Source organism: Olsenella sp. An290, from assembly GCF_002159535.1.
Classification (GTDB): domain Bacteria; phylum Actinomycetota; class Coriobacteriia; order Coriobacteriales; family Atopobiaceae; genus Thermophilibacter.
In genome coordinates, this window is record NZ_NFIU01000001.1 from 101,351 (window position 1) to 110,398 (window position 9,048).

At 67.0% G+C, this 9,048-nt stretch carries 13 protein-coding genes; all 13 read left to right on the forward strand.

Annotation, left to right across the window (positions count from 1 at the left end; all coding sequences use genetic code 11):
- Positions 1-4: 4 nt before the first annotated feature.
- The 13 genes from rplO (at position 5) to B5F84_RS00590 (ending at position 9,018) form a co-directional block, all read left to right on the forward strand.
- Positions 5-454: a 50S ribosomal protein L15 gene (gene rplO / locus B5F84_RS00530; protein ID WP_087319623.1), complete on the forward strand. Its 450-nt coding sequence runs from the start codon at positions 5-7 to the stop codon at positions 452-454.
- Positions 448-1,725 carry a preprotein translocase subunit SecY gene (secY, locus tag B5F84_RS00535; protein ID WP_087319625.1) on the forward strand — a complete coding sequence of 426 codons (1,278 nt, stop codon included), beginning with the start codon at positions 448-450 and terminating at the stop codon, positions 1,723-1,725. Before rplO ends, secY begins: the two co-directional genes overlap by 7 nt.
- A gap of 50 nt (positions 1,726-1,775) precedes the next feature.
- On the forward strand, positions 1,776-2,402 hold the full coding sequence (locus B5F84_RS00540) for an adenylate kinase (RefSeq protein ID WP_087319627.1): 627 nt from the start codon (positions 1,776-1,778) through the stop codon (positions 2,400-2,402).
- Complete coding sequence (gene map, locus B5F84_RS00545) at positions 2,399-3,190, forward strand: type I methionyl aminopeptidase (RefSeq protein ID WP_087319629.1); 792 nt, start codon at positions 2,399-2,401, stop codon at positions 3,188-3,190. Before B5F84_RS00540 ends, map begins: the two co-directional genes overlap by 4 nt.
- A 106-nt stretch (positions 3,191-3,296) precedes the next feature.
- Positions 3,297-3,515, forward strand: coding sequence for a translation initiation factor IF-1 (gene infA / locus B5F84_RS00550; protein WP_059052948.1), 219 nt, complete (start codon positions 3,297-3,299; stop codon positions 3,513-3,515).
- A gap of 84 nt (positions 3,516-3,599) precedes the next feature.
- Positions 3,600-3,713 carry a 50S ribosomal protein L36 gene (gene rpmJ / locus B5F84_RS00555; protein ID WP_002563183.1) on the forward strand — a complete coding sequence of 38 codons (114 nt, stop codon included), beginning with the start codon at positions 3,600-3,602 and terminating at the stop codon, positions 3,711-3,713.
- 15 nt (positions 3,714-3,728) lie between these two features.
- Positions 3,729-4,100: a 30S ribosomal protein S13 gene (rpsM, locus tag B5F84_RS00560; protein WP_087319631.1), complete on the forward strand. Its 372-nt coding sequence runs from the start codon at positions 3,729-3,731 to the stop codon at positions 4,098-4,100.
- Between the two features lie 10 nt (positions 4,101-4,110).
- Positions 4,111-4,512, forward strand: coding sequence for a 30S ribosomal protein S11 (gene rpsK, locus B5F84_RS00565; protein WP_075279274.1), 402 nt, complete (start codon positions 4,111-4,113; stop codon positions 4,510-4,512).
- A gap of 15 nt (positions 4,513-4,527) precedes the next feature.
- The gene (gene rpsD / locus B5F84_RS00570) at positions 4,528-5,121 is read left to right on the forward strand and encodes a 30S ribosomal protein S4 (RefSeq protein ID WP_087319633.1); all 594 of its coding nucleotides are present in this window, start codon (positions 4,528-4,530) and stop codon (positions 5,119-5,121) included.
- A gap of 24 nt (positions 5,122-5,145) precedes the next feature.
- Positions 5,146-6,090: a DNA-directed RNA polymerase subunit alpha gene (gene rpoA / locus B5F84_RS00575; protein ID WP_087319635.1), complete on the forward strand. Its 945-nt coding sequence runs from the start codon at positions 5,146-5,148 to the stop codon at positions 6,088-6,090.
- 30 nt (positions 6,091-6,120) lie between these two features.
- On the forward strand, positions 6,121-6,603 hold the full coding sequence (rplQ, locus tag B5F84_RS00580; RefSeq protein ID WP_087319638.1) for a 50S ribosomal protein L17: 483 nt from the start codon (positions 6,121-6,123) through the stop codon (positions 6,601-6,603).
- A 71-nt stretch (positions 6,604-6,674) separates the two neighbouring features.
- A complete protein-coding gene (locus B5F84_RS00585; RefSeq protein ID WP_087319640.1) occupies positions 6,675-8,264 on the forward strand; it encodes an ABC transporter ATP-binding protein in 1,590 nt (529 codons plus the stop codon).
- A complete protein-coding gene (locus tag B5F84_RS00590) occupies positions 8,257-9,018 on the forward strand; it encodes an energy-coupling factor transporter transmembrane protein EcfT (RefSeq protein WP_158094448.1) in 762 nt (253 codons plus the stop codon). The genes B5F84_RS00585 and B5F84_RS00590 overlap by 8 nt, the downstream gene beginning before the upstream one ends.
- Positions 9,019-9,048: the final 30 nt, after the last annotated feature.

The window sequence follows — 9,048 nt, forward strand, 5'->3', positions numbered from 1 at the left end:
ACTCATGCAGCTCAACGATCTGCGTCCCGCCGAGGGCTCGCGTAAGAACCGCAAGCGCATCGGCCGCGGCAACTCGTCCGGCCACGGCACCACGGCCGGCCGCGGCACCAAGGGCCAGCTCTCCCGCTCCGGCGGCGGCAAGGGCAAGGGCTTCGAGGGCGGCCAGCAGCCGCTCGCGATGCGCCTCCCCAAGCTCCCTGGCTTCACCAACCACAACCGCGTCGAGTACGCCCCGGTGAACGTTGCCCGTCTCGACGTGCTGTTCGCCGACGGGGAGACCGTCGACGCCGATTCCCTGGTTGCCAAGGGCGTCATCAAGCACAACTATATTCCCGTGAAGGTCCTCGGCGACGGTGAGCTCACCAAGAAGCTCACGGTCAAGGTGGACAAGGTCTCCGCCTCTGCCAAGGCTAAGATCGAGGCGGCCGGAGGAAAGGTCGAGCAGGCGTGCTAAAGGGAATCGCCAATGCGTTTCGCATTCCGGAGCTGAGGCATAAGCTGCTGCTGACGGCAGGCATTCTCCTGCTGTACCGCATCGGCGCCTATCTGCCCGTTCCGGGCGCTCCGTTCCAGGACCTGCTCGGTGCCTACCAGAGCGGTCTCTCCTCGAACGGCGCCATGGCCGTGCTCAACCTGTTCTCGGGCGGAGCTCTTTCCCGCATGTCTGTCTTCAGCCTCGGAATCATGCCCTACATCACGGCGCAGATCATCATGCAGCTGCTCCAGGCCGTGATTCCGACGCTCGGCGAGCTTGCCAAGGAGGGCGAGGCCGGTCAGCGCAAGGTCACGCAGTACACGCGCTACCTCACGATCGGCCTTGCCCTGCTCAACGCCATCGGCTACCTGTTCCTCTTCAGGACCTATGGCGTGAGCTTTGCCAACATCGCTGCTCCCGAGCTGCTGATCGACGTGCTCGTCGTGTTCACCATGGTGGTCGGTGCGATGGTCATCATGTGGCTCGGCGAGATCATCACCCAGAACGGCGTGGGCAACGGCATGTCGCTCATCATCTTTACGAACATTATGTCCGGCATCCCCACCGCGCTCATCTCGTCCGTCACGAGCGCCGGGAACATCATCCTCACCGTGATCACGCTCCTCGTGGTCATTGTGATCATCCCGATCATCGTGTACGTGGAGCGCGGTCAGAGGCGCATTCCGATTCAGTACGCGAAGCGCGTCGTGGGTCGTCGCATGATGGGCGGTCAGTCCACCTATCTTCCGATCAAGGTGAACACCGCCGGCGTCGTGCCGATCATCTTTGCCTCGGCCATCCTTTACCTTCCCGCCCAGCTTGCCGTCTTCTTCCCGACGGTTGACTGGGTCCAGGCGGTCGCCTCGGCGCTCTCCTCGGGCTGGCTCAACTGGGTCCTGTCCGTCCTGCTGATCGTGGCCTTTGCCTACTTCTACTCCTCGATGGTCTTCAACCCCACCGAGACGGCCGACCAGCTGCGCAAGCAGGGTGGCTTCATCCCGGGCGTTCGTCCGGGCGCCGCCACGGCCGCGTTCATCAAGAGCACGATCGACCACGTCACGCTTCCGGGCGCCCTGTTCATGGCCGTCCTCGCGGTCGTGCCGACGATTATCTTCTCCTTCACCAACAACCCGCTCATCCAGGCGTTTGGCGGGACGTCGGTGCTCATCATGGTCAGCGTTGCCATGGACACGCTCTCCTCCATCGAGAGCCAGCTCAAGATGCACAACTACGATGGCTTCTTCAAGTAGGGGCCTCGTAGCAGGGTAGGAGTAACGGTTAGGGAAAGGCGGTCGGCATCATGAACATCGTTCTTCTCGGCGCCCCGGGCGCTGGTAAGGGGACGCAGGCCCAGAAGCTTGTTGCCGAGTTCGGGTTTGCCCACATCTCCACGGGCGATCTGCTCCGTGCGGCGATCAAGGCGGGCACCAAGCTCGGAAAGAAGGCCAAGGGATACATGGATGCCGGCAAGCTCGTTCCCGACGAGCTCGTCATTGACCTGGTGAAGGAGCGTCTCGAGTCCGACGACGCCCAGGCGGGCTTCATTCTCGACGGGTTCCCCCGCAACACGGCACAGGCGGTCACGCTCGACTCCGAGCTCGCCGCCATGGGTCGCACGCTTGACGCGGCCCTGCTGGTTGCGGTGGAGCCCGCCGTCATCGTGGAGCGCCTGAGCTCGCGCCGCACCTGCCGCTCCTGCGGCTACACCGCCCCGGCCGGCGTGGACGTGTGCCCGCGCTGCGGCGGCGAGATGTACCAGCGTGACGACGACAGGCCGGACACCATCCAGCACCGCCTCGACGTCTACGAGACCCAGACGGCTCCGCTCGTCGAGTACTACAAGGGACACTCCATTCTCAGGGAGGTAGACGGAGATCGTCCGGTCGACGAGGTCTACGCCGACGTCAAGACGCTCCTCAATCTATGATTAACATCAAGTCACCCATTGAGATCGAGCAGATGAAGGCCGCCGGGGCTCTGTCCAAGGCGGCCCTTCGTCGTGCCGGGGCCCAGGTTCGCCCCGGCGTCACCACAAAGGAGATCGACCAGGTCGTGGAGGGCTTCATCCGCCTTCACGGCGCCACGCCCACCTTCAAGGGCTACGGCGGCTTCCCGGCAAGCATCTGCTCCTCGGTCAACGAGCAGGTGGTCCACGGCATCCCGTCGCCGGTCACCGTCCTCCAGGAGGGCGACATCATCTCCATTGACACCGGCGCCACCTACCGCGGCTGGGTCGGGGACAACGCCTGGACGTTCTACGTGGGCGAGCCCCCCGAGGCCTGGCGCGCGCTCTGCGAGTGCACGCGCGACTGCCTCAAGGCCGCGATCGAGCAGGCCGTCCCCGGCAACCACCTCGGCGACATCGGCGCCGCGGTGCAGGAGCTCGCCGAGGGCAACGGCTACGGCGTGGTCCGCGACTACGTGGGCCACGGCGTCGGTCGCGTCATGCACGAGGACCCCGAGGTCAGAAACTACGGGCGTCGCGGCCGTGGCGTGAAGCTCCAGGCCGGCATGGTCATCGCCATCGAGCCCATGATCACCCTCGGCACCTATGAGTGCCGCACGCTGCCCAACGGCTGGACCGTCGTCACCCGCGACGGCCTTCCCGCCGCGCACTACGAGAACACCGTTGCCGTCACCGAGGACGGCCCGGTGATTCTCACCCAGGACGAGAAGGGCCCCTGGTGCCCCATGCAGGGCGGCTCCGAGGCGTAGCTGCCAGGGAGGTCCACGCTGCTTTGTGTTTGTCTGGTGCAGCGTGGACCTCTCTGTGTGTTTTAGGTATGATTATTGGTCGCTGTCTAAGAGTGGAGGATGAGCTTTGAGCAAGCAGGACGCAATCGAGCTGGAGGGCAAGGTCATCGAGCCCCTGCCCAACGCAATGTTCAATGTTGAGCTTGAGAACGGCAAGACCATCCTCTGCACCATCTCCGGCAAGATCAGGATGAACTACATCCGCATCCTGCCGGGCGACAAGGTCGTGGTGGAGATTTCCCCGTACGACCTGACCAGGGGTCGCATCACCTACCGCTACAAGTAGGGAGCGACCCTCAGCTGTGGATATTCACGCCAGCGGCTGGGCGAGTAGATAGGTTCGTGTCAGAGCTACCGGAAGGAAAGACTCATGAAGGTACGTCCTTCGGTCAAGAAGATGTGCGACAAGTGCAAGGTCATTCGTCGCCACGGCAAGGTCTACGTCATTTGCGAGAACCCGCGCCACAAGCAGCGTCAGGGCTAAGGAAGGAGCTTCAAGTTGGCCCGTATCAACGGCGTCGACCTGCCGCGCGAGAAGCGCGTTGAGGTCGGACTCACCTACATCTACGGCATCGGTCAGACCAGCGCCACCAAGATCTGCGCTGAGACCGGTGTTAACCCGGACACCCGCGTCAAGGATCTGACCGAGGACGAGGTCACCAAGATCCGCGACTTCATTGACGCCAACTTCACCACCGAGGGCGACCTCCGTCGTGAGGTTCGTCAGAACACCGCCCGCCTGATGGAGATCGGCTGCTACCGCGGCCTCCGTCACCGCAAGGGCCTCCCTGTCCACGGCCAGCGCACCCACACCAACGCTCGCACCCGCAAGGGCAAGAAGCGTCAGATCGGTGCCAAGAAGAGGGGCTAGGGAGTAAACAATGCCGCAGAAGAAGAACCAGCGCACCACCCGCGTGCGCCGCTCCGAGCGCAAGAACATCGCCGTGGGCCAGGCCCACATCAAGAGCACGTTCAACAACACGATCGTGTCCATCACCGACCCGCAGGGCAACGTCATCTCCTGGCAGTCCGGTGGCACCGTCGGCTTCAAGGGCTCCCGTAAGTCCACCCCCTTCGCGGCCCAGCTCGCCGCGGAGGCCGCCGCTAAGGCGGCCATGGAGCACGGCCTGCACAAGGTGGCCGTCTTCGTGAAGGGTCCCGGCTCCGGCCGTGAGACCGCCATCCGTTCCCTCCAGGCCGCCGGCCTCGAGGTTTCGGGCATTCAGGACAAGACCCCCATCGCGCACAACGGTTGCCGTCTGAGCAAGCGTCGCCGCGTGTAGCTAGGAGGAGTATCAATGGCTATCGATAGGACCCCGGTCCTCAAGAGGTGCCGTCAGCTCGGCATCGACCCCGTTGTGATGGGCATCAACAAGACTTCCAACCGCGAGCCCAAGCGTCGTCGTCGCCAGGAGAGCGAGTACGGCATGCAGCTCCGCGAGAAGCAGAAGGCCAAGTTCATCTACGGCGTTCTCGAGAAGCAGTTCCACGGCTACTACGAGAAGGCCATGAAGTACGAGGGCATCACCGGTGACATCCTGATGTCGCTGCTCGAGCGTCGCCTCGACAACGTCGTCTTCCGTCTCGGCTTTGCCCGCACCCGCAAGGAGGCCCGCCAGACCGTCCGTCACGGCCACATCACCGTGAACGGCAAGCGCGTCGACATCCCCTCCTTCCAGGTGAAGGCCGGCGACGTCGTCGCCGTGGCCGACAAGGCCAAAGATCTCCTCCCCATCAAGGAGGCCCTCATCTCCTCCGAGCACATGGCCGTTCCCGCCTGGCTCGAGGTTGACATTGAGAAGCTCAAGGGCACCGTCCTCCAGCTCCCGACGCGCGATCAGATCGACCTCGACATCGACGCGCAGCTGATCGTCGAGCTCTACTCCAAGTAAGCCCGACTAGGTTTGGAGGTAGCAATGTCCGAATTCATCCGTCCGCAGGTGTCGGTCGAGGAGATCAGCGACACGCTCGCCCGTGTGAGCGCCGAGCCCCTCGAGCGCGGCTACGGCGACACGCTGGGTAACTCCCTGCGTCGCGTGCTGCTGTCCTCCCTGTCCGGCGCGGCCGTCGAGGCCATCCAGATCGATGGCGTCCAGGACGAGTTCACGACCGTCGAGGGCGTCTATGAGGATGTCACCGACATCGTCCTGAACGTGAAGGGCCTGGTGTACCGCTCGCTCGGCACCGCCGACGAGGCCGAGGTCCGCGTCAACATTGACGGCCCCGCCACGGTCACCGGCAAGGACTTCGAGGGTGCCGAGGGCGAGTTCGAGCTCGTCAACCCCGAGCACCACATCTGCACGCTCGGCGCCGGCGCCCACCTCACCATGAGGATGCGCATCGGCGTGGGCCGCGGGTACGTCTCCGGTGACGACAACGAGCGCGAGGGCGATCCCATCGGGATCATCCACGTGGACTCCCTCTACTCGCCCGTCCGTCGCTGCGCCAAGGCCGTCGAGGCCTGCCGCGTCGGCCGTCACACGGACTATGATCGTCTCGTTCTCGAGGTCGAGACCAACGGCGCGATCGCCCCGCGCGACGCCGTGGTGGAGGCCGCCAACATCATCAACCAGCACATGGCCGCGTTCATGAGCCTGGCCGATGAGGACGAGCCCGCCGAGGATGCCTCCATCTTCGCCACGGGCACGGTGGAGGACAACGTCGAGCTCGACAAGCAGATCGAGGACCTGGACCTCTCCGTCCGCTCCTACAACTGCCTCAAGCGCGCCGGCATCCACTCCGTGCGCCAGCTCGTCGAGTTCTCCGAGAACGACCTGCTCAACATCAGAAACTTTGGCGTCAAGTCCATCGAGGAAGTCAAGGACAAGCTCGAGACCATGGGCCTGTCCCTCAAGGCCTAGGCGCGCCGCCGGATTTAGGAGTAGCAAGAAATGCGACACAACAAGAAGAGGGGCATGAAGCTTGGCACCGATGCCAGCCACACCAAGGCCATGAAGAAGAGCCTTATCCGTGCCCTGTTTGAGAACGACCGCATCAAGACCCTCGACTCCCGCGCCAAGGCCGTCCGCGGCGAGGTCGACCGTGTCATCACCTGGGCCAAGAAGGGCGACCTCGCGAGCCGCCGTCTGGCCATCGCCAAGGTGGGCGACAAGGAGCTCGTCCGCGAGGTCTTCGAGAAGGCCGCGCAGGGCATGTGGGCCGACCGCAACGGCGGCTACACCCGCACCATGAAGCTCGGCCCCCGCAAGGGCGACGCCGCCGAGGTGGTCATTCTCGAGCTCGTGACCGAGCCCGTGGCCCCCAAGGCCAAGAAGGCCGCCCCGAAGGCCAAGGTCACCAAGGTCGAGGCCGCTCCCGTCGAGGAGCCCAAGGCGGACGAGCCCGCCGCCGAGGCCGAGAAGGACGCCGAGTAGCACGTCTTCTCGCACCGTACGTACCGAGCCCCGGACCCCCGGGGCTCTTTCTTTTTTTGGAGGTGGGACGCATGCTCGAGGCGCGCGGGGTCTGGGCGGGCTATGGTGCCGAGCCCGTAGTGCGCGGGGCCTCCCTCTGCGTGGCGCCGGGCGAGCGCGTGGTGCTCGTGGGCAGGAACGGCTCGGGCAAGTCCACGCTCGCACGGGTCCTCAACGGCTCGGTGCGCCCGCGACGGGGGACGCTCGTCCTTGACGGCGCGGCAGGACCCGTCCGCACGGAGCTGGCTCGCGCCGTGGGGTTCGTCCGTCAGGACCCCCGCAACCAGATCGTGAGCGCGCTCGTCGAGGACGAGGTCGCCTTTGGCCCGCGCAACCTCGGCCTTGCCCGCGAGGAGGTCTCAGAGCGCGTCCGCGAGGCACTCGCGGCAACGGGCCTCTCGTCTCTTGGGGGCCGGATGACCTCGGAGCTCTCCGGCGGGCAGCAGCAGCTCCTTGCCGTGGCCGGCGTCCTTGCCATGCGCCCGCGCTACCTCGTCCTCGACGAGGCGGGCTCGCAGCTTGACGAGGCCACGCGCGCCCGTCTTGCCGACATCGTCGATGCGCTGCTTGCCCGGGGGGTGGGCGTGCTCGAGGTGGCGCACGCCCCGGAGGCGGTCTTCGGCGCGACCCGCGTGCTCGTCATGAGCGAGGGGACGCCCGTCTGCGCGGGCGCCCCCCGGGACTTCCTGGGGTCCGAGGAGTTGCTCGTGCGCTCCGGCCTGTCCGATGACGCGCTTGCGTGGGCCGTCCACGAGGGCGTGCGCTCGGGCTACGTCCCCGGGCGCCGCCTCGATGCCGGGGCCCTTGCCGAGCACCTTTCGGGTGAGGCAGATCTGGAGGGGCGCGACGGCTTCTTTGCGCCTCGCGCCGTCGCGTGCGCGCCGGCGGGCCCCTCCGTTGACCTGCGCGACGTCTCTGTCACGTACGGGGACGTTCGGGCGCTCGCGGACGTGAGCCTTGCCGTCTCGGGCGTCACGCTCCTTCTGGGGGTATCCGGCTCGGGCAAGACGACGGCGGGGCGCGTGCTGGCGGGCGTGCAGGAGCCCGACGAGGGCGAGGCGGCCCTTGACGGGCGCCCCGTCGTGCCCGGGGACGTGGGTCTTGCCTTCCAGCGCCCTGAGGACCAGCTCTTTGCGGACACGGTCCTTGACGACATAGCCTATGGCCCCCTCATGCGCACGGGAGACGCCGAGCGGGCGCATGAGGCGGCACGCCGCGCCGCCGAGACGCTCGGCGTGGGGGAGGAGCTCTTCGAGCAATCGCCCTTCGAGCTCTCGGGCGGCCAGATGCGCCGCGTCGCCCTTGCGGGGGTCGCGGCGGCGGAACCCGCCGCCTACGTCTTCGACGAGCCGACGGCGGGCCTCGACGCGCCTTCGCGCCGGGCGCTTCTCGAGCTGGTGCGCGCCCTTGCGTCAGGTGGCGCCGCGGTCGCCGTGATCACGCACGACGCGGGCGAGTGGCTGAGCGCCGCGGACCGCGTGGTCTTTCTGCGGCAGGGCTCGGTCACCGCCGAGGCGCCCGCTGCACGGGCGCTTGCCGCCCCCGAGCTCTTTCGCGAGACGGGGCTCCGCCCTCCCGCGCTCGTTGAGCTGCGCGCCCTGGTGGGGAGGGACCGTGACTAGGCCGGGCGCGCTGGGCGGCTACGTGCGCGGGGACACCCCCGTCCACGCGCTCGACGCCCGGGCAAAGGTGGCGGCCCTCATCCTGGCTACGGTCGGCTCCTTTGGCGCCCGCTCGTGGGCGGGGCTTGCCCTGATGGGGCTTCTGCTTGCCGGCGCGCTCGCGGCAAGCCGCACGACGCCGCGAGCGGTCCTGCGCGGGCTGAGGCCGGCCCTCGTGATCTTGTCCTTCTCGCTTCTTGCCAACGCCGTCGTCCTGGTGGGGCAGCCGGGGATCTCGTGGGAGGGGCTCCTGCGGGGCGCCCGCGCCGTCGTGCGCATTGCGCTGGTCGTGGGCCTTGCGCTCGTGGTCTCCTCCACGACGACGCCCCCGGCCCTGGCGGAGGGCCTCGCCGCCGTGATGGCGCCGCTGCGCGTCGTGGGGGTGCCCGTGGGCGGGGTGTCCACGGCGCTCTCCGTGGCGCTGCGCTCCATCCCGCTCACCATGGAGGAGATAGAGCGCATCAGGTGCGCGCAGCTCGCGCGCGGCGCGCGCCTTGACGCGGGGGGCGTCGTGGGGCGCCTCAGGGGCTGGGGCCAGGTGCTCGTGCCGCTCATCGTGGGGCTCTTCCGCCGCGCCGACGAGCTCGCTCGGGCCATGTCCGACCGCTGCTACACGGGCGAGCAGACCTCGATGGCGGGCCCGCTCGCGCTGCGCGACGGCCTCGTGATCGCGCTCTTTGCCGTGGGCGCGGCCCTTGCCCTCGTCCTTTGGTGAGGGCACCATGGTAGGCACGAACGACGAAGG

Bases quoted from the DNA above. Each gene is read 5' to 3' on its own strand.
- rplO (WP_087319623.1), top strand. From the start codon at position 5: ATGCAGCTCAACGATCTGCGTCCCGCCGAGGGCTCGCGTAAGAACCGC.
- B5F84_RS00540 (WP_087319627.1), top strand. From the start codon at position 1,776: ATGAACATCGTTCTTCTCGGCGCCCCGGGCGCTGGTAAGGGGACGCAG.
- map (WP_087319629.1), top strand. From the start codon at position 2,399: ATGATTAACATCAAGTCACCCATTGAGATCGAGCAGATGAAGGCCGCC.
- rpmJ (WP_002563183.1), top strand. From the start codon at position 3,600: ATGAAGGTACGTCCTTCGGTCAAGAAGATGTGCGACAAGTGCAAGGTC.
- rpsK (WP_075279274.1), top strand. From the start codon at position 4,111: ATGCCGCAGAAGAAGAACCAGCGCACCACCCGCGTGCGCCGCTCCGAG.
- rpsD (WP_087319633.1), top strand. From the start codon at position 4,528: ATGGCTATCGATAGGACCCCGGTCCTCAAGAGGTGCCGTCAGCTCGGC.
- rpoA (WP_087319635.1), top strand. From the start codon at position 5,146: ATGTCCGAATTCATCCGTCCGCAGGTGTCGGTCGAGGAGATCAGCGAC.
- rplQ (WP_087319638.1), top strand. From the start codon at position 6,121: ATGCGACACAACAAGAAGAGGGGCATGAAGCTTGGCACCGATGCCAGC.
- B5F84_RS00585 (WP_087319640.1), top strand. From the start codon at position 6,675: ATGCTCGAGGCGCGCGGGGTCTGGGCGGGCTATGGTGCCGAGCCCGTA.